18 protein-coding genes are annotated in these 20920 nt (G+C 37.6%); 13 read left to right on the top strand and 5 right to left on the bottom strand.

From position 1 onward, the window contains the following. Positions 1–15: 15 nt before the first annotated feature. Positions 16–1176, bottom strand: coding sequence for an acyl-CoA dehydrogenase (locus BWI92_RS20285; RefSeq protein ID WP_095166230.1), 1161 nt, complete (start codon positions 1174–1176; stop codon positions 16–18). 610 nt (positions 1177–1786) lie between these two features. Here BWI92_RS20285 and BWI92_RS20290 point away from each other — a divergent pair. The 9 genes from BWI92_RS20290 (at position 1787) to BWI92_RS20330 (ending at position 8894) form a co-directional block, all read left to right on the top strand. Further along, the gene (locus BWI92_RS20290) at positions 1787–2812 is read left to right on the top strand and encodes a rod shape-determining protein (RefSeq protein ID WP_095166233.1); all 1026 of its coding nucleotides are present in this window, start codon (positions 1787–1789) and stop codon (positions 2810–2812) included. 217 nt (positions 2813–3029) lie between these two features. Beyond that, positions 3030–3905 (top strand): rod shape-determining protein MreC, encoded by an 876-nt coding sequence (gene mreC / locus BWI92_RS20295; protein WP_095166235.1) that lies wholly within the window; start codon positions 3030–3032, stop codon positions 3903–3905. Positions 3906–3952: 47 nt separating this feature from the next. After that, on the top strand, positions 3953–4459 hold the full coding sequence (locus BWI92_RS20300) for a hypothetical protein (RefSeq protein ID WP_095166237.1): 507 nt from the start codon (positions 3953–3955) through the stop codon (positions 4457–4459). Positions 4460–4752: 293 nt separating this feature from the next. Next, complete coding sequence (locus BWI92_RS20305) at positions 4753–5373, top strand: sigma-70 family RNA polymerase sigma factor (RefSeq protein ID WP_095166239.1); 621 nt, start codon at positions 4753–4755, stop codon at positions 5371–5373. Positions 5374–5628: 255 nt separating this feature from the next. Further along, positions 5629–5835 carry a phosphohydrolase gene (locus BWI92_RS20310; RefSeq protein WP_141234852.1) on the top strand — a complete coding sequence of 69 codons (207 nt, stop codon included), beginning with the start codon at positions 5629–5631 and terminating at the stop codon, positions 5833–5835. A 227-nt stretch (positions 5836–6062) separates the two neighbouring features. Beyond that, entirely contained in the window at positions 6063–6632 is a 570-nt protein-coding gene (gmk, locus tag BWI92_RS20315) for a guanylate kinase (protein ID WP_095166243.1), read from the top strand. Between the two features lie 77 nt (positions 6633–6709). Further along, positions 6710–7282 carry a nicotinate (nicotinamide) nucleotide adenylyltransferase gene (gene nadD / locus BWI92_RS20320; RefSeq protein WP_095166245.1) on the top strand — a complete coding sequence of 191 codons (573 nt, stop codon included), beginning with the start codon at positions 6710–6712 and terminating at the stop codon, positions 7280–7282. A gap of 11 nt (positions 7283–7293) precedes the next feature. Beyond that, positions 7294–8115 carry an NAD(P)-binding domain-containing protein gene (locus BWI92_RS20325; protein WP_095166247.1) on the top strand — a complete coding sequence of 274 codons (822 nt, stop codon included), beginning with the start codon at positions 7294–7296 and terminating at the stop codon, positions 8113–8115. Between the two features lie 101 nt (positions 8116–8216). Beyond that, positions 8217–8894 carry a hypothetical protein gene (locus BWI92_RS20330; RefSeq protein ID WP_095166249.1) on the top strand — a complete coding sequence of 226 codons (678 nt, stop codon included), beginning with the start codon at positions 8217–8219 and terminating at the stop codon, positions 8892–8894. A 130-nt stretch (positions 8895–9024) separates the two neighbouring features. Here the strand turns inward: BWI92_RS20330 and BWI92_RS20335 are convergent, their stop codons facing one another. Further along, complete coding sequence (locus tag BWI92_RS20335; RefSeq protein ID WP_095166251.1) at positions 9025–9879, bottom strand: LytTR family DNA-binding domain-containing protein; 855 nt, start codon at positions 9877–9879, stop codon at positions 9025–9027. 403 nt (positions 9880–10282) lie between these two features. Then, positions 10283–13654: a ThuA domain-containing protein gene (locus BWI92_RS20340; RefSeq protein WP_095166254.1), complete on the bottom strand. Its 3372-nt coding sequence runs from the start codon at positions 13652–13654 to the stop codon at positions 10283–10285. Between the two features lie 311 nt (positions 13655–13965). Here BWI92_RS20340 and BWI92_RS20345 point away from each other — a divergent pair, with 311 nt between their 5' ends. Both BWI92_RS20345 and BWI92_RS20350 read left to right on the top strand, forming a co-directional pair. Further along, on the top strand, positions 13966–16371 hold the full coding sequence (locus BWI92_RS20345; protein WP_095166256.1) for a penicillin acylase family protein: 2406 nt from the start codon (positions 13966–13968) through the stop codon (positions 16369–16371). Between the two features lie 216 nt (positions 16372–16587). After that, complete coding sequence (locus BWI92_RS20350) at positions 16588–17277, top strand: TerC family protein (RefSeq protein ID WP_095166258.1); 690 nt, start codon at positions 16588–16590, stop codon at positions 17275–17277. 169 nt (positions 17278–17446) lie between these two features. Here the strand turns inward: BWI92_RS20350 and BWI92_RS20355 are convergent, their stop codons facing one another. Beyond that, entirely contained in the window at positions 17447–17851 is a 405-nt protein-coding gene (locus tag BWI92_RS20355) for a hypothetical protein (protein WP_095166260.1), read from the bottom strand. 266 nt (positions 17852–18117) lie between these two features. Beyond that, positions 18118–18513: a hypothetical protein gene (locus BWI92_RS20360; RefSeq protein ID WP_095166262.1), complete on the bottom strand. Its 396-nt coding sequence runs from the start codon at positions 18511–18513 to the stop codon at positions 18118–18120. Between the two features lie 613 nt (positions 18514–19126). Between BWI92_RS20360 and BWI92_RS20365 the strand changes: the two genes are divergently transcribed. Next, on the top strand, positions 19127–19810 hold the full coding sequence (locus BWI92_RS20365) for a hypothetical protein (protein ID WP_095166264.1): 684 nt from the start codon (positions 19127–19129) through the stop codon (positions 19808–19810). An 82-nt stretch (positions 19811–19892) separates the two neighbouring features. Then, a complete protein-coding gene (locus tag BWI92_RS20370) occupies positions 19893–20903 on the top strand; it encodes a hypothetical protein (protein ID WP_095166266.1) in 1011 nt (336 codons plus the stop codon). The last annotated feature ends 17 nt before the right edge of the window (positions 20904–20920 follow it).

Here is a 20920-nt window from a genome sequence, read left to right on the forward strand (position 1 = left end):
TAAACCTGTAATATGTTACTTCAATAATTCCCTAGCGATTACAATTTTCTGAATTTCGGAAGTGCCTTCATAAATCTGTGTAATTTTGGCATCACGCATGAGTCGCTCAACATGAAACTCTTTCACAAAGCCGTAACCTCCGTGTATCTGTACTGCCTCTACGGTTGTGTCCATTGCTACTTGCGAAGCATAGAGTTTGGCCATAGCCGCCGACTTAACATAGTCTTGGTGGTTGTCTTTGTCCAAAGCGGCTCTTAAACATAAAAATCTTGCAGCATCGATTTGTGTTGCCATTTCGGCAAGCTTAAATTGAATAGCTTGGTGCTCAGCAATAGGTTTACCAAATGTTTTACGCTCTTTAGAATATTGTAAAGCCAATTCATACGCTCCTGAAGCAATCCCTAAGGCTTGTGCAGCAATACCAATACGACCTCCATTGAGCGTAGACATCGCAAATTTGAACCCAAAACCATCAGGACCAATACGGTTTTCTTTAGGAACTTTCACATCTGTAAACATGAGAGAGTGCGTATCTGACCCACGAATTCCTAATTTATTTTCTTTCTTTCCAATCTGAAAACCTTCCATGCCTCTTTCCACGATAAGGCAATTGATCCCTCTATGTCCTTTTTCGGGATGCGTTTGTGCAATGACCAGATAGGTATTGGCACGACCGCCATTGGTAATCCAGTTTTTGGTACCATTGAGCAGATAATAATCGCCCATATCTTCGGCAGTAGTATGCTGAGAGGTCGCATCCGAACCAGCTTCGGGTTCGGATAAGGCAAAAGCTCCGATATGTTGCCCTGAGGCTAGCGGAACCAAATATTTTTGTTTTTGTTCTTCCGTGCCAAAAGCTTCCAGTCCATAGCAAACTAGGGAGTTATTAACTGATACCATTACCGAGGCAGAGGCATCAATTTTGGATAATTCTTCCATAGCCAGTACGTACGAAACGGTATCCATACCACCACCACCATATTCTGGCGAAACCATCATTCCGAGGAAACCCATTTCGCCCATTTTTCTGACCAATTCCTCTGGAAAAAACTCCTTTTCATCACGCTCAATTACACCAGATAGAAGCTCTGTTTGAGCAAAGTCTCTAGCGGCTTGTTGTACGGCCAAATGTTCTTCTGTAAACTGAAAATTTAGTCCATTTAATGCTGTTGTCATAGTTTAAAATAAAGTTTAATTGATGATCAATTGATTGAACGGTAATACCATCAAGACTCAACCTACCGTTTGTTATTATAGCTTGATTATCTGTAATATAAGAGTGTAGATATTAATTAACATTTGGTACTTTTAATACCTTAGATATAATGATTCAAATATAGTAAAAGGTATGCGTGCATACTATTTTTTCGAAAAAAAATTTCCGATAGATTTTTTTGAAATAGAAGGGCAAAATCTCCAACTTTCTCTCTAATTTTGCACTTTTACAAGAAAATGGTCGTATAAGAGAGTTTGTGATAGTCTAAACTTTTCGATAACTTGCAGAAAAACGAGTAGTTATTGAGGATTTTGTGGCGATATGACATTCTGGTATTGATAACAAATCCAAGTACGTTATCAATACAGGCAAGAAAATCGAGCTATAAGACACTAGGAAAGGAGCGAGGGCGTAATTACTCGATGTAGCGACATTGCGTGAGTGAATTTGTAATAGAGACAAATCGGGTGTATTATACCAAGCTATAAACCTAAGTGTATTACCACTAATTGATTTTAAAAGTATAGTAGAGTTTAAAGATTTTAAAACAAGCCAAGAAGAACTAATAAAATGGGATTATTTAGTTTCCTTACATCCGACATTGCTATTGACTTGGGTACGGCTAATACCCTTATCATTCATAAAGATAAAATTGTGGTTGACGAGCCTTCAATCATCGCTTTAGACAAAGCTACCAATAAAGTACTAGCGATTGGTAACAAAGCGATGCAGATGCACGAAAAAACCAATGAAAATATTAAAACAATTCGTCCTTTGAAGGATGGTGTAATTGCAGACTTTACGGCTGCCGAATTAATGATTCGTGGTATGATCAAGATGATTGATACTGGTAGTCGTTTTTTTACACCTTCTCATCGTATGGTTGTTTGTATTCCATCGGGTATTACCGAGGTAGAAAAACGTGCTGTAAAAGACTCTTGTGAGCATGCAGGTGCCAAAGAGGTGTATATGGTTCACGAGCCTATCGCTGCGGCAATCGGTATCGGTATCGACATTGAGCAACCAAATGGTTCAATGATTGTTGACATCGGTGGTGGTACTACTGAAATTGCAGTAATTGCCCTTTCTGGTATTGTTTGTGAGGCTTCTGTTCGTATTGCGGGCGACGTATTTACACGTGATATTGTAGATTATATGCGTCGTGAGCACAACTTATTGATTGGTGAGCGTTCGGCGGAGTTAATCAAAATTGAAGTTGGATCGGCATTGCCAGAATTAGAAAATCCTCCAGCAGATTACGAAATTCGTGGTCGTGACTTGATGACAGGTATTCCAAAAGAGATTAAAGTAACCTATTCTGAGATTGCTTATTCTTTGGATAAATCTATTTCCAAAATTGAAGAAGCAGTTATGAAAGCACTAGAAGTATCTCCTCCAGAGCTTTCGGCAGATATTTACCATAACGGTATTCATTTGACAGGTGGTGGTGCTTTGTTGCATGGTTTGGACAAACGTATTGCTAACAAAACCAAGCTTCCTATTCATATTGCCGATGACCCATTAAGAGCGGTTGTAAGAGGTACAGGTGAAGTGTTGAAACACCTCGACCACTACAAGCCAATTCTAATTTCGTAATCATCACGATTTAGGATAAAGTGAATGGGAAATAGCTTAGCTCAATTTCTCATTCACTTTTTTGTTATAGAGCAATAGAAAAATACCCATTTGTTGCAATATGTTTATTTATAGTTTTGAACTTTTAGAAATCAGCAATCAAAAGAATTTAACTGCCGAATGCTAAAAGCTGATAGCTCAAAACTAACTCACTAAACCCCTTACTCTTCAAAAAGAAATGTATAGACTATTCCAGTTCATTTCAAAGCAACGAGCTTTTATTGTGTTCGTACTTTTGGAAGTACTGAGTTTGTGGATGTTTTATTCATATAATAATTACCCCAACGCTGTTTTTTTCAATACGACTAATTACTACGCAGCCAAAGCTCTCGAAACGTCCAATTCTATCGCTGAATTTTATAATCTCCGTAATGTCAATCAAGATTTAGCTATGGAAAATAAGCAGTTGCGGGAAACGGTGTTGAAGCTTCAAGCACAGCAATTGGTACAGCCTAAGGTAAATTATAAAGCAGACTCTATCGTAGCTGCACGTTTTCAGCCGATTGTTGCTAAAGTAACAGAGTTGACTACCAATCAGTTCAATAACTATATCACCATCGACAAAGGTACTGCCGATGGCTTGGCTCCTGGTATGGGGGTGATTTCTTCGACGGGTGTTGTTGGTAAAATCAAATCCTGCTCAGAACATATGTCACGTGTGATTTCGGTATTACACTCCGAATACACCATGTCAGCCAAGATTAGACGAAATAACGAAATTGGTTCGGTAAAGTGGGACGGGAAAAATCCTGAGCTTTTGGAAATGACCGATGTATCTCGCTATAAATTAGTTAAACAACGAGATACCATTGTAACTTCTGATTACAATTATGTATTCCCAGCAGATATTGCGATTGGATATGTGACCAAAGTTGGTGTCAAAAAAGATATGACTTTTCACGATATTCAGTTGAAAGTAGCAACTAATTTCAACACGCTCTCGTATGTTTACGTAATCAAGAATAGGTTGGAGAAGGAAGTGAAGCAATTAGAAGAAACTCCTGAGAATAAAACTCCTCAGACTTCAAAAGCGCCACAAACAACTAAACCATAAGTAGAAAAGGAGCTACCCACTCTCACCGAAAATTAAGAACCAAGTAAATGACTCTTCGAAATATTATCCCAGAAGTTTTAACTTTTATATTCTACTTGTTGTTACAAGTGTTTTTTGTACGACAGCTAGTTTTCTTTGATTATGCATTTTGCTTTGCTTATGTAGCAGCTGTATTGTTATTACCATTTGAAACGAGCCGTTTGCAATTGGTAATTCTAGGGTTTGTAGCAGGTTTGTTTGTAGATATATTTTATAATACCACTGGTGCTAATGCGGCCGCAACAACATTGATTGCGTATTTGCGACCGTCAATCATTACCTTATTAACGCCCCAAAGAGGATATGACGAACGTCAAGTACTCACGTTGCGTTCGATGGGCTTTGGTTGGTTTATTTCTTACTTAGGTATTCTTACGCTGATTCACCACTTTGTTTTGTTCATGTTAGAGGCATCTGATTGGGGCTTGTTCTTTCAGGTGATACTCAAAGTCTTAGCTAGTATTATTTTCACTAACACTGTTATTGTTATTCTGCAATTTTTCAGAAAAGAATAAAGGAATATCTTGAAAAACAGTTGTTTGTTTGGATTTCGCGAGTCGTCGGTAGAGCTTTACTTCCATATTACTCCTGCTTTATTGATTGGAGAGAGCTTTACAATGAAGAATGCCAGTTATGCCTTTTTGTCATAAAATTGATAAAAATCATTCTTGGCAGATTGTTTGTACATGATAGTATTCAAGCGTTTGAGAATTTAGAGACAGAGTCAACGAGATAGTGAATGTAGTAGAGCTGTACTCTGTCGAACGATTGGATAATGTGTTTTTAAAAAAGAGACTCATCATCAGCTATGTCAGAGCAAGAAGAAATCCCAACTCTCCAAACCTATTCGGAAACCGAAAAACATAGAGTTTTCGAAAAGGAGTTTATGCCCCATATAGATTCTATGTACAACTTTGCGTTTCGTCTTACCAACGATGAGGACGATGCCAATGATCTTGTGCAAGATACCTACTTAAAAGCATTTCGCTTTATCAATTCTTTTGAAGAAGGAACTAATGCCAAAGCTTGGTTGTTCAGAATCCTGAAGAATAGCTTTATCAACGATTTCAGAAAGAAATCGAAAGAACCTTCAAAAGTAGATTACCAAGATGTAGAAACAACCTACAACTCGGAGGAAGATGCTGAAACTACTCAAACAGTAGATTTACGTGCCGAAACTGTCCAAGACTTGATTGGAGACGAAATAGCCAATGCGCTCAACTCGCTTCCTGTAGATTTTAGAACAGTGATTATCCTCTGCGACATCGAAGGATTTACGTATGAAGAAATGGCCAAAATCCTAGATATTCCTATTGGTACTGTACGCTCACGCTTACACCGTGCTCGTATGCTCCTCAAAGAGAAACTGAAAAGTTATGCCAAAAATTTAGGATATGATGTCAATGCTGACACTTTGGCAGAAAATTAGCTATCCGATAGGTGACATAAATCAGTAATTGAAAAACTTTTTTACAAAACTGGAATTTTTTTTTTGTCACTCTGTTCAATAACTACTTGATTTATATCAAAATACAAAAAGTTTATCGTTTGCTTTGACAAATAGATTCATTAGAAAATAACCAAGTTAACTGCTTAATTCTATAAAGACATGATTTCCGAGGCTGAGAAGGTGCAAGGGACTCCCCAACAAAAGAAGACTCATTGCGAACATGAGGGCGAATGTATGAAACTTGTTCAACTCATTGTAGATGGACAGGCGACAGAGGAGCAAATGGCTCAATTCAAAAATAACATGGCAAAATGCTTGCCATGCGAGAATGGCTATGAATTAGAGAAATGTATCAAAGACGCCATGCAATTAAGAATAGAAAAGAAATGCGTGCCTACTTCTTTGATTGATTGTATCAAGAAAAAAATAAGCGGCTTGTAAAATAACAAACACTAAGCAGAGCTTTTGAAAGGTTATTAGGTTGTCCTAGTATTTGGATACGACTTAATAACCTTTTGCTTTTGGGGCACTCGGCTCGCTTTGTCATATCAATAAATAATGAGTATTTTTGAAAAATAATTGGTGTGTGAAATACAACTTTTCTCTTTAGGAAGAAGCGTTTTATAAAATCACAATACCAATCTTTTATTCCCTAAAATTTTTAAGCATTGGAAAACGGCAAACTTATCATTTTTTCGGCTCCATCTGGTTCAGGTAAAACTACTATCGTAAAGCACCTTTTGGCTAATAACTCTAACTTGGGTTTTTCTATTTCGGCATGTACTCGTGACAAACGTGGTCGTAACGAAGAAAATGGAAAGGATTATTACTTTATGACACCCGATGAATTCAAACAAAAAATTGTTCAACAAGAATTCGTAGAATGGGAAGAGGTATACCCAGGCGCTTATTATGGTACACTCAAATCAGAAATCGAAAGATTGTGGTCAGAAGGAAAGCATGTGATTTTTGATGTGGATGTACGTGGTGGCGTAAAGTTGAAAGAGTACTATCAGGAACGCGCGCTGTCAATTTTTGTGAAAGTACCTAGCGTAGAAGAATTAGAAAAAAGACTTCGCGAACGTGGTACCGACTCTGAAGATTCTATCTCGAAAAGAGTTTTTAAAATGAACTTCGAAATGTCTTTCCAAGACCAATTTGACGTAGTATTGTTGAACGACAATTTGGATGAAGCCGTAGCAAAAGCACAAAAGCTTTTTGACGATTTTACAAAATAATTATAACGCACAAAAGGGTTGTTGGTAAATCAAATTATTGATTTGCTAACAACCCTTTTGTTTTGATATCTATTCGAATGAAAATAGGCTTGTTTTTTGGTTCTTTCAATCCCATTCATGTGGGGCACTTGATTGTTGCCAATGTAATGGCTACTACTACCGACCTCGACCAAGTATGGTTTATAGTTTCGCCACAAAATCCTTTCAAGAAAAATAAATCGCTTTTGCATGAGTTCGACCGTTTGGATATGGTCGAGAAAGCTATTCAAGATAATCCACTTTTTCGCGTATCGAATATCGAGTTTTCGATGCCAAAGCCTTCTTATACCATTGATACCTTGATTCGCTTGCAAGAAAAACATCCGAATTATGAGTTCAAACTAATTATCGGTGGGGATAATCTGGCACAATTCCCGAATTGGAAAAATGCAGATAAAATTCTTGAATACTTTGGCTTGTATGTTTACCCAAGACCAAACTCTGAACCGAGTGACTTAGAAAAGCATCCTAATGTCCAATTGGTAAAAGCGCCATCGTTGGATATTTCGGCCACATTTATTCGTGATTGTATCAAAAACGGACAGCCGATAAGATATATGGTGCCCGAAGACGTAGAAGAGCATATTCAGAGAAAGAAGTTTTATCAATAAATATCACCAAGATGAAAATAGCGATTTTAGGATGTGGTTGGTTGGGTTTTCCTTTGGGAAAAAATCTTGTAGCCAAAGGTCATCAAGTTGTAGGTTCGGTCACTTCCGAAGCCAAAACTATTCCCTTATCTGAGGCAGGAATTCAGCCTGTGGTATTGCAGCTCAATCCTGAAGCCAACGAAGCAATATTATCTGATTTTTTAGCGGCAGACTTATTGGTAATTGCTATTCCGCCAAGAGCGGGTAAATATGGTGACTCTTTTCACGTAGAGCAAATGAAAGGAATTTTACCTACTCTTCAGAAGTCAACAATTCAAAAAGTAGTATATATTTCATCGACCTCTGTATATCCTGATCTGGGTCAAGTTGCAACAGAAGATAGCGAGGTAATCCCAACTCATAGTTTGATTCAGGTCGAAAACTTATTGAAAAATGCTTTAGGAGAAAACGTAACCATTTTACGTTGTGGGGGCTTGATGGGACAAGAGCGTATTCCTGCGAAGTATTTTGCAGGAAAAACTATCAATACGGGCGCTATTCCCGTCAATTATGTACATCAGGAAGATGCAGTTGGCGTGGTAACGACAATTCTTGAAAAGGGAATATTTGGAGAAACCTTCAATGTCGTATCACCAGAGCATCCTGTTAGGAAAGAAGTATATCTAAAAAATTGTGCAGAGCTAGGTTTTGCCGAGCCTATTTTTGTTGAACCAGAAACAACCGTACCTTATAAAGTGATTGATGCTACAAAATTGCTCAACAAGGCTGGATATGAGTTTCGTTATGCCAATCCTTTGGATTATAAGTATTACGACGTTGTTTGTGTAAAATAAGTCTATTTACGAAACAGCGATGAAAAGTAGAGAATAAAGCAAAGGATTGGTAAATTAGGGTAGAAAGTATTTATATAAAATTTCACCTTAATTTAAAATTCATGAAACTACACATTGGTATCTCTCTCTTCATTTGTTGTTGGCTCCTAGGCAATCAAGCGTTTGGGCAAAGTATCTCCATTAGTATTAGCTCAGGAAACCCCGAATTATCCTCTGGAATTGCCAAAGGAAGTGGTTTTTTACAATTCAAAAACTACAACTTATTTGAAGTCTATCGTATGCTGTTGGCAGAGCAGAAAATTTCATTAGAAAAGCCTACAGATGTAATAGTAAAGACCGAAAATGTCAATGTAATCTTGCGCACAGATTCGCTATTATTAGAAGATGGAAAAATGGTGCTAATGGATTCGTTGCTGAAAAGATATAACCAGAAAGTACGATATAAAAATAAGATAGAGGATAGATGGGTACTTTCGGTAGATGATGCAAAGAAGTTAGCAACATTTGTGACCCAAAATCTGATGCCCGGAATGGTTCAAAGTAAGTCGTTCAATGGTTCGGAGTTATCTGTAGTTAATATGAGTATTCCTGAAATAATTGCTGCGGTAGCAGATTTGATTAAGACTCCTATTGAAAACCAAGTTTACGATCATATTGACCAAAAATATAGTATGGATATTAAATTGAATCCTATTTCATCTCTCACACAACAATTCAAACTCAAAGGACTTACATATATACAGCAACCTACCGAAATTCGAATAGCAGTGATAGAATAAAAACTATTCATCTCAAATTTAGTGTATGAGCGAATGAGTGATTATTATCTGAATTTTACTGGTAGAGAAGCAATGCTTTGCGTCTGTAGTGTTAGAATATTAATCACTCATGCACTAAATCACAAATTACTTAAAGCCCAGTCCTAATTTGCTCTACCAGATAGGCATATTTTCTTGCTACAGGTACTTGTCCATTTTGATTGATTAAATGCAAGCGATAGCCTTGCGCATTTCCTGATATTTTTTCTACTTGAGATAGATTGACAATGAATGAGCGATGACATCTGAGAATATGGGTGTTTTCAGGAATTTGCCCCTCCAATCTTGTAAGACTACTACGAAGTATGGTTTTGCACAAAGTTTCATTTTCTAGAAAATATACCGTGCAATAGTTATCACTCGATTCGATGTAAAGAAGTTGATTGACCTGAATCACTATTTTATCTTTTTCATTTTCGGCTACCAAGTTTAATAGTAGTTCCTCTTCTGTTTGAGTAGTAGAAGGTGCAACGATATTGGTAGGAGCTAGGGCGTATTTTTTGAGGTGATAAATGTAATTGATAAGCACTATCATAGTGGCAGGGAATATGCCTAAAACCAAGGTGTATATCAACATGGCAACATAACCATCAACTTGAACATCTGTCAAATGAGTGGCAGCGCTATAGGCAACATTGCCGCAAGCAATTGAAAATAGGTTAAATGCAACATAGAGCATTTCTTTTCCTACAGTCCAATTTTCGCTTGCAAAGCTGATCGAAAAGATGCGAGGTATTACAAAATAGTTGAACAACATCATGAAGGTACTCACCAATCCAAAACCTGACAATATCCAAGGTTTGCTTGGGTCGTGCCAATTAGCAGAGCCAAAGGGTTGAAAGTAATTCAAAAAAGAGGCGATAAATAAACCAGTGGCAATTGATAAAACTATACTCTTTCGAGGAGTTGCGTTATGAGGATAAGGCTGAGAGAGTATTTTAAACATTAGCTTTTTAATTAATAGAATGATTGCTGAATAAGTTAGATGAATATTTTTACATAGGGACGTAATGCTTTACGTCTTAGGGTAAATTGCTAAAACGGAGATTCAACCTCAAGCAAAAATAGAGAAAGCGTAAGATTTATTGAAATATTGACAAAGAAAACAATTTAGTGAATTATGATTGAGTGAGTAATTATGCAAAAATTTGTATTCTACCCGTAGAGACGCAATCATTGCGTCTCAATGATTGTGTCAGAAGCCATTTATATTGAGCATAGTAGCATCAAAAAAGCGGTCGAAAAACTATTTTTCGACCGCTTTTTTGATAAAACGTGGAGAACAATCCCAATCCTAAAAAATTAGAGATGACTCATGTTTTATATGCTAAAATCACTCAATACATTTCTTATTTTACCGCAGTAATGTCCGAAACAGCAAAAAGAGCTTTGTCTTTTGCTTCAGGATTTACAAAAACAAAATAGAGGTTTTGTGTACCTGTAGCATCTGCCAAACCTAATTTTACAGGTTGTGTATTGCCTTTACCTACCTCTACCGAACTTAATACTTTACCTGTTGGCGAGCCAATATGCAACTCGATTTTACCTCCTACGGTACGCTCGTCAGAGGCAAAAGCTGCCACATCAAAAGCTTTTAAACCTGTTAGGTCAATGTTTTCGAAGCCAATATATCCTTGGTTTTTAGTAGCCGCTACGATTTCACCCAAACCATCAACTTTTAGCTTTTGAGTTTCTTTTTGAACATCATAGCTTGTTGCTCTAAATTTGGCACTTCTCAAGGTAACAGTTTTGGTAGCATTTTGAGCTCCAAGGTTTCCTGCGCCTTTGTCGGTATAACTAGCTGAGAAAATGTACGTACCAGCTTTGCCAGTATCTTTGGTCAGATATTCACCTTTTACAGGCTTGCTTGCTTTGCTGTCATCCGCCAACGACAAGATATATTTTACCATTTCGGTAGCATCTGCTTTGCTTACTTGTGGGTGCGCAGCCATAGCTTGTTCGCCCCAAACGCCACCACCACCTTTGATGATTTTGTCAGAAAGTTTACCTTCTATTTGGAAAGCACCTTTGTATTTTTTGGCTACTTCTTTGTAAGCTGGTCCGATAGATTTTTTATCAATTGAGTGACAAGCCTTACAGTCAGACAATTCAATCAAGCGTTTTCCTGACAATACGCTCATATTTTGTTGGTGACCTTGTGCAATGATGGTTTTATCAAATCCTTCAAGATAGTCGATATTTACTTGTACATCTTCCGCTTTGATTTTTTTGTTATCTAAAGAACCATCTTCTTTGTCAGCAACTTTTACTTCGTAAGCTACTTTCTCATCATTCCAATAAAATGACTTATTGCCTTTGATGTTCAAGGCTACTTTCGGAATATCATTTCCTACTTTAATTTCTACAGAAGCCTCTGATACATTACCTGTTACATCTTTTACTTTGAGTGTAGCCTGATAAATACCTGATTTTGTAAAAGTAAAACTAGGGTTGTTTAGCTTACTTTTGGGTGCACCTTTTGCAAACGACCATTCGTAACTAAGTACATCGCCATCATAATCTTTTGTACCTACAGAAGAGAAATTTACTTTGAGTGGCACAGCGCCAGCTACCTTATCAGCACTGATTTGTACAACAGGCTTACGGTTGCCAGCATTGAATTCGATACGAGACAAACGAGCATCTTCATTTTGAGCAAACCAGTTTTGACCATATTCCAATACATATAAAGCACCATCTTTAGCAAATTGCATATCCATTGGGTGACTAAATACCGTATTTGGCATAAAGCGCTCCATCGAAACAAAATCACCGTTTGGTTTCATCGTAACGATATTGATAAAGTCACGTGCCCAGTCATAAGCAAAGAATTTTCCATCAAAGTATTTCGGAAACTTGACATTCGAGTTTTGATAATCATTGATATAGTACACAGGGCCACCCATGGCATTACGTCCGCCTTTACCAACAATAGGGCCAAACTCTGGCGAGTCGGCATACGGATAGTAAATAAAGGCTTTTTGTGCTGGAGGTAATTCTCTCAAACCTGTATTATGTGGCGAATCGTTGATAGGTTTCAGTGGGTCAAACTTGTTACCTGTTGACTTATCTTCAAAGTTACGTTGATTATAAGCGCGGTTGTCAGCAACAAACAAAGGCCAACCAAAATAACCAGCTTTACGAGCTTGGTTTACTTCGTCATGACCACGAGGACCATATTTGTCTGAGTTTTCACCCGCATCTGGACCAACTTCTCCCCAATACAAATAACCAGTGTGTTTATCTACTGAAATACGATAAGGGTTACGATTACCCATTACATAAATTTCAGGACGAGCTTTTTCAGTACCTACAGGGAAAAGGTTACCTTCTGGAATGGTGTAAGAACCGTCGTCAGTTGGTTTAATTCTTAAGATTTTTCCTCTTAAATCGTTAGTATTTGATGAGGTAGCACGAGCATCCCAACCTGCACGACCTGCACGGTTGTCGATAGGAGCAAAGCCCTCTGACGCAAATGGGTTGGTGTCATCGCCAGTCGAGAGATATAGATTACCTTTATTGTCCCATTCGATAGAGCCACCAGTGTGACAACAGTCAGTACGTTTTACTGGAACTCTCAACAACGTTTTTTCAGAAGCAAATACCAGTGTATCTTTTACATCGTCATAAACAAATCTAGAAAGTCGGTTGGCAGTATCAGCACCAGCAACTTCATAAGACGGACTATAGAACAAGTAAATCCATTTGTTTTGATTGTATTTCGGGTCAATATTTATGCCCATTAAACCGTATTCAAATTTTGAATATACGCGCAAGTCAGCTGCTACTTTAGTTTTTTTCGTAACAGGATTATATACTTTTAGTAAACCTTTTCTTTCAGTAAATAACACTTTACCATTATCCAAAACAGCCAATTCGGTTGGTTCATCAAGGTTTTTGTCTAATACAATTTTGGTAAAACGGTTTTCTTCTGGCGCATATTCGCTACGAGCTTTTGAGTAGTCTAATGCCGAACCAGAAGCTGCCCATTGCAAGCCTCCCCAAATATGTGTCATTGGAATTTCGTCTGAGAAAGTCTCGTGTGTATGTCCCCAGTTAGTATAAAATGCACGTCCACCGTCATATTCATGATACCAAGACATAGGGTGAAAATCACCCATTTTACCTTCTTTGTAAGAGTTTTCGTCTACCGTAATTAGCACTTTAACGTCTTTGTTAAACTCTTTGAAATCATAGAATTCATCTTTTCTTTCAAAAGTCGTAGGCAAAGTACTTGTCGAGATATGGTTTTTATCGGTTACCGTAAATTTACCCATCTGAACATTCGATACATTTTTGCCAGGGTGACCATTAAAATACCCACCAACTAACTTGCCGTACCAAGGCCAGTCGTATTCGGTGTCTGATGCCGCATGCACACCCATAAAACCGCCGCCTGCTTGGATATAGCGCTCGAAGGCTATTTGTTGCGCAGGGTTGAGCACATCGCCTGTAGTACTCATAAAGATGACAACTGCATACTTTTTAAGATTGTCTTCCGTGAACTTTGATGCGTTTTCGGTAGTATCTACGCCAAAGCCGTATTTCTGACCAAGGTCTTGCATTCCCTTAATGCCATATGGAATTGAACTATGGCGAAAACCAGCAGTTTTGGAAAACACTAGTACTTTTTTGCCCTGCAAAGGATTGGAGGTCTGTGCCTTTAGAGAGAGAATGGCTAAAGAGAAGAGAGCCATTAAGGCGAGCCTTAATTTTTTCATAATAAATTGTAATTGGATAGTTTGAAAGAAACCAATATAGATAAATACGTTTTTGAATAATACCAAAATTAACCAAAAAACTACGTGTGTTCTATACTGTTCTGTAATTGTAGGTGAATATAATTAAAAAAAGTTGAATTAGGATAGTTTTTAGATGCTATAAGGGTGGTTGAGTTGTGTTAGAAAAGACTAAATTTGTGCTTAGTGCTTTGATACAAAGGACTTCAAAAATTAATTCACTTCAATATCTTTAGCGGACAAGGTGTTAGACAAGAAGGTCTTTCATTTTGTGTGAAAACTTATTAAAAACTATGCGTCTTATCAAACGAATCTTAATGGGACTACTTATTGTAGTCGTGCTATTGGGGCTTGGAGTATTTGTCTGGCTCAAGTCCAAAGTAGCAAATCATGATCAAGAAATAAATCTACAAGGGCTCACACAACCTGTAGAGGTACTGTGGGATGATTTTGGAATACCTCATATTTATGCCCAAACCGAAGAAGACGCCTATTTTGCGTTGGGATATGTACATGCACAAGAAAGACTTTTCCAGATGGAAGCCCTTCGTCGTTTGGCAGATGGACGTCTCTCGGAGGTATTTGGCGATATGGCTTTGGAGAGTGATAAGTTTTTTAGAAGTCTTGGTTTTAGAAAATATGCTGAACAGACCATCGCACAATATCCTAAAAATGAAGGATACGTAAAAGCCGCTTCGGCGTATGTGAATGGCGTCAATGCTTTTATCGAAAATGGAGATACGCCTGTAGAGTTTGAATTGTTGAAAATTCCGAAAACGCCTTTTTCAAATCTAGATTTACATATTATTCAAGGATATATGGGTTTTTCTTTTGCGGATGCTTTTCGCACAGACCCTTTGATGACCTATATTCAACAAAGTCTTGGCGAAGAGTATACCAAGGATTTGGTAACAACTTGGGCAACTAATGCCGAAAAAATCCCTGTTACCAAAGGCAATGAAAAAGAGATAGCGCTTCGCAAAGGTGCTGAATCTGTACAAAACTTGTTGGCATTGGGCAACCAAGTGCTTGAATTACAAAAAGCAGCGCCGTTTCCTACATTTCATGGCTCAAATTCATGGGTTGTAGCTGGTAGCAAAACCAAAAGTAAAGGTGTGATTTTTAGTAATGATACCCATATTGCGTTTTCTCAACCTTCGGTATTTTTTGAGGCTAATTTGGTTTATCCTAATCAAAACTTTTATGGAAACTTCATTGCAGGAATTCCTATGGCTGTGATTGGGCATAACGACAAAGCTGGTTGGGGCTTAACAATGTTTGAAAATGATGATGTTGATTTTTACAGAGAAAAAATAAATCCTGCAAATGCCAATCAGGTTTGGTTTAAAGACCATTGGGAAGATTTGTCTATTAGAAAAGAAGTCATTAAAGTAAAAGGGAAACCAGATGTGGCTGTTCAATATCGCTCGTCAAGACATGGCGTTCTGATTAATGAGTTTGATAAGAAATTTGTTCATGAAAAATCGCCAGTGGCCTTGTGGTGGGTATTAACACAATTTCCTGACCGTTCTTTAAAAGTCTTCTATGATTTGGCACATGCTACCGATGTCAAACAAGCAGAGGCTGCCGCTTCGATGATTCATTTCCCTGGTCTGAATGTAATGTATGGCGACGCCAAGGGAAATATTGCTTGGTGGGCATCAGCAAAACTCCCCAAACGTCCTGCTCATGTAAAACCTTATATGATTTTGGATGGCGCTAGTGGCAAAGATGAGATAGAGGGCTGGTTAGATTTTTCTCAAAATCCACATGCTGTAAATCCTGCTAGTGGTTTTGTATACTCAGCCAATAACCAACCTGAGGATATGGGTACGGGCTTAGTGGCGGGTTACTATGTTGCGCCAGACCGTGCTACTCGTATCAAGCAACTATTGAATATTTCAAAAAATGATTGGACGGTAGAAGATATGCACAAAATGATTACTGAGCATAAAAGCGCCATGGCGCCAACCGTGATTCAAAGTATTGCTCCAATTATTAAATCAACAGGACATAGTGAGTTGCTTACTTGGGACGGTACACACGATTTGGAAGATATCGAACCAACGATTTATTACAGATTTTTGTACCGTATGTATGAGGCTACTTTCAGAGATGAGCTAGGTGCTGAAGGATTCAAAGCATTTGTTAATTCTCAAACCATGAAGCGTTCTTTACAAAACTTTATTGTTAATGATACTTCTAAATGGTGGGATAATAAGGATACAAAAAATGTGGAAACTCGCACACAGATTATTCAATCAGCACTAAATCAGGCTTATGCAGATTTGACAGCTCAACTTGGAGCGGATAAAAAGGCATGGCATTGGCAAAAAGTTCATACGCTCGAACACGTGCATCCTGTAGGTAGACAAAAGCCTTTGAACAAACTCTTTAATGTAGGACCTTTACCAGCTATGGCGGGCAAAGAAGTAATCAACAATCTTGATTTTCCACTAGATTCTTCTGGATATTACAAGGTTAGTTATGGGCCAGCTTTGCGTCGTGTGATAGATTTCTCAAAACCTTTTGAAGGACAAAGTATAAACCCAACGGGACAATCGGGATATTTTATGAGCAAACATTACGATGACCAAGCTCGTATGTATGTAGAAGGTAAATTTAGAGGAGAACTTATTCGAAAAGAAGATGTAGAAAAAGTTAAATCGGGTAAGCAGGTATTGAAGCCAAATCAATAAAAGGCGTCAAGTGACAAAGGCACAGAGGCACAAAGTGATTCATTTGGAACACTTTGAGCCTCTGTGCCTTTGCTACTCTGCACTTTTTGCTGAACCAAAATCTAACTGAAATCTAATCCTGTAGCGCTAACTTTTGGTATAACTTGCATGTTCAAATAGCAAAGGAAAAAGCCACCATAACAAGGTTTTGATTCCTTTCAAACAGACAAATAAACAATGACAACCGAAATTCTTATTTCACTGCTTACCCTGATTGTGTTAGAAATCGTTTTGGGTATCGACAACATTATTTTTATTTCTATTCTCTCTGATAAACTTCCTGTCGAAAAGCGAAAAAAAGCGCGATTGGTAGGGTTGAGTCTAGCGCTAGTTTTGCGTCTAATCTTATTGGCTGGTATTAGCTGGATTATGAAGCTCGACAAAACTTTGATGACAATTTCAGGAATAGATTTTTCAGGAAAAGACTTAATTCTTATTGCGGGGGGCTTTTTCTTATTGTATAAAAGTAATAAAGAGATTTTTGAAAAAACGGAAGAGGGAGAGCATACAAACTCGGCACCAGTGTCTAAATCTTTTGCCACAATCATCGGACAGATTTTATTGCTAGATTTAGTATTTTCTATTGACAGTATTATTACGGCTGTAGGTTTGGTAGATGAGCTGTGGGTAATGTATGCCGCCGTAATTGTTTCTATTTCGATTATGTTGGCGGTAGCAGGGGCTATTAGTAGCTTTATTAGCAAACATCCATCGTTGAAGATTTTGGCGTTATGTTTTCTAATGATGATTGGAGTTACGCTAATTGCTGAGGGATTAGATTTCCATATCCCGAAACAATACATCTATTTCTCAATGGCATTTTCATTCTTTGTAAACATGATGCAAATTAGAAAAACGAGTAAATAATTTATATTCTATCAGTAGAGACGCACTGATTGCGTCTTAAGCCATTTATATTTAGCATAGTAGCATCAAAAAAGCGGTCGAAATCATAATTTCGACCGCTTTTTTATGAAATTGAGAGAATCATTCTAATTTCAAAACTCATCACTCACAATTCAGCACTCATACTCACTTACTTATTCACATCCATTGTTCTTGTCAACGTAGTGGGTTTAGAGGTATCTAGCACTACAGTTTTACGAATCGTTTCATGACCGTCGCTGATTTCGAAAGTATATTTTCCATCACCAAGCTCAGACATATCAAATTTACCATGATACGACTCTGTATTTTTACGAACCGTGGCGGTATTTAGGATTTCACCATCTTCATTTTTAATGGTAATCGTTACCGATTTTCCAATGATTTTTTCAAGCATGATATTCATTTTGGCTGCACCTTTGGTTTGGTACATGCCTATTCTGAATGTTTTGGCTTTGGCAGTGTAGTTACTGTTGTTGTCGTTGTTGTCGGCTAATGAGACAAACGAAGTCAAAGCCATTAAAATTAATACTACAGGTTTAAAGAGCGTTTTCATATTATTGAATGAGAAGTTTAAATGAGGCTTACCGTCTTTTCAGACATTCAGCATATTAGATTAAAGAGGAATTTTACTGCGCTGTCGGCTCGTGGCTTTCAGCAATTTATATATTCAAAAAAGAGGTTTAGCCTTTATATATATTCAAAAAAAGAGGTTTTGCATGACTTGTAATCTTTCAATTTTCAGCGGTCAGTTATCAGTTATTACCAATACCTGACCACCGATGTCCAGATGTATAGCGTTCGTCAGGCGCTAGGATTGGACTATTTATTAACTGTCAGGTTTCTTGTTGTTTCTTGCGTTTCAGGAGACTGAAGGTTTACAGTCTTAATAATTTTCTCGGTTCCGTCAGTGATTTCGAAAGTATAAACTCCGTCTTCCAACTGGCTCATGTCAAACTTACCGTAATACGAAGGGGTATTTTTCGCAACATACTCTTGGTGTAATACTTTTCCCGAAGGGTCTTTCAAGATAATCTTTACCTTTTTATCGGTTACTTTTTCAAGCATCAAATTCATGTTTAGTGAATTTTTGCTTTTGAACATGCCAACTTCAAACGTCTTCGTCTTATTTGCGTTGTTGTTGTCGTTGTTTGCGAAACTAACTACAGATAAAACTGTTAATGCAGAGATTGAGAAGAGTTGAGCGAACGTTTTCATGACTTTTATAAATGTTTAGAAAGTTAAACCTTAATGCTTGATTACGTGATCAAGAAGAAAAGCTTTGATTGAGAGTTAATTTTTAAAACTGTTTTTGAATCTTTTACTTAATTGTTGTGCTGAATTCTTGTGTCAAAGATATATGTTTAAGCCAGTACCTTGCAATACAAAATACCATAATCGGTCGTCTAGTCGGTTGAATGGTAAAAATCTCGGTACAAATTGCTGAGATATTGACTAAACTGGTAGGATATATGGATTAACGGTTAAGGCAGGGCTTTTCTTTGCGAATTCTATCCATAAGATGCAGGCAAAAGCAGAGATGTTGCATGAAGATTGAAAAAAAATATTTTTTTTTGAAAAGGGATAAAGGCTTGTAGGAGCAAAGGCACAAAGGGAAATGATTCTTTTCTATTTTCAAATCATCAAATTTTCAAATTACATGATACCCATCAAACCCTGTAGCCATTCTTAAAGTCCGCATACCATTCTTACAATCTTTCTTAGAGGACAGCCCTCGACTGTATAATATTGTATCAAGTAATTCGAGAAGATTTTGTAAATTTCATTCCTTACAAATCTACATTCATACTTTACCCTCAAAATCAAAACTATGTCAACAGAAGAAAAAAGCATTGGGAAGAAAATTCTGAGTTTCTTTATTCAAGATGTACCCGAATCATCGCCAGCTACGCCCAGCCAAAGCGTAGCACCTGAGCCTCAAGCTACACCTGTTAGTCAGAATGTAGTACGACCACCAGAGACGAATGCTAGTACGGATAAGAAGTTTGTTGACCATTTTGTACAACTACTCGAAAAAGCGAATCTTCCGGGAGCCGACTATTTTGAGTTTATGCAAACCATGAAGAGCTTGTCGGGCTTGGGCTTATCTGAAGAAAAGCAGTTTCAGGCCGCTTGGGCAAGTTTTAGAACGATGGGAGGTGTTTCGGACATTAATATATTGGTCAATACCGCCAATCAATATGTCCAAATGCTTGAAAATGACAAAGCTGCCTTTCTGAAAGATGCCGATGCGGCTATTAAAGAGCGTGTGGGCAATCTGCAAAATCAGGTAAAACAAATGCAAGATGAAAACAAGCAAATGGCCGAACAGATTATTGCTTTACAAAAGAAGATAGAACAAAATAATAGTAGCATTGAGAAAGTATCGGGAGATATTGAAGAACAAAGTGCCAAAATCAATAATAACAAAGCAGGCTATCAGGTTACACATGATTTCTTTGTAGACCAAATCAAGTCTGATATTTTCAAGATACAAGAACATTTGTTGAAATAAGCTTCTAAACTTTTACTTTACTCGTGTCTCGTTACAAAACTAACTATGCACGAATAGAAATTAACCAAAACCAATTAAACTAATGGCAGATTTATCACAGATTGGAGGAGGTGATGCTCCCCAGAAATCATTTTGGAGTAAACCTGAAGGTGTTACCTCATTGTTGTTCTTAGGCGCAGCAGGAGCGGTAGGCTTGTATTACTTCAACAAGATTGTTGAGTTTTTGATTAAGGTAACTGAAAATACGCTTTATCTGGGCGCCTTGTTGGCGGTATTAGGTTTGTTTGTGTTTTTGATAACGAGTAAAGATGTTCGTACAGCGGCATTTTTCTTGTTCAAAACTACGATGCGTAAAATTGCAGGTTTGGTGATTCAGCTAGACCCTATCGCAATCATGAAAATCTATATCGAAGATTTGAAAGAAAAGCGTCAAAAAATGTCCGGTCAAATCGATATTTTGGCAGGTCAGTTGGTTAAATTGAATAAGAAAATCAATGAAAATAATGACCAAATCAAGCAAAAATTTGCGGAGGCTAACAAGGCAAATACGATGATTGATAAGCCAGGGATGAGAGAAGCTGCCTCGTTGGCAACAATCGAAGGAGCTGGTTTGCAAGAAATGAATGAGAAGTTGCTGCCTTTACAACGTAACATGAAGACTGTATTGAGCTTTATGGAAAAGGTACAATCATCAGCAGATTATATTATCAAGGAAACCGAAATCAAGGTGAAATTGAAAGAGGCTGAATACGAAATAGTAAAAAGTAGCTCAAATGCCTTGAAAACAGCCATCAGTATTTTTAAAGGAAATCCTGATAAAAAATTCTACTTCGATGAGTCGATGGAATATATCCAAGACGATATGAGTAAGAAACTAGGAGAAATGAAGCGTGCGATGGATTTGTCAATGGACTTTATCAATGGTGTAGATATTCAAAATGGTATTTTGACCGACAAAGGTCAAGCCATGCTTGAAGCTTACAATAGCGGTGAGTTCAAATTGATCAGTCTGGATTCGTCACCAAGCACTGGTTCTTCAACACCACATATTCCTCCTGCGAAGGATTCAGGATATAAAGGTTTGTTAGAATAAGTAATTTTGCAGAATGA

Origin of the sequence: Flectobacillus sp. BAB-3569 (assembly GCF_002270355.1) — a bacterium.
Taxonomy (GTDB): Bacteria; Bacteroidota; Bacteroidia; order Cytophagales; family Spirosomataceae; genus Flectobacillus; species Flectobacillus roseus.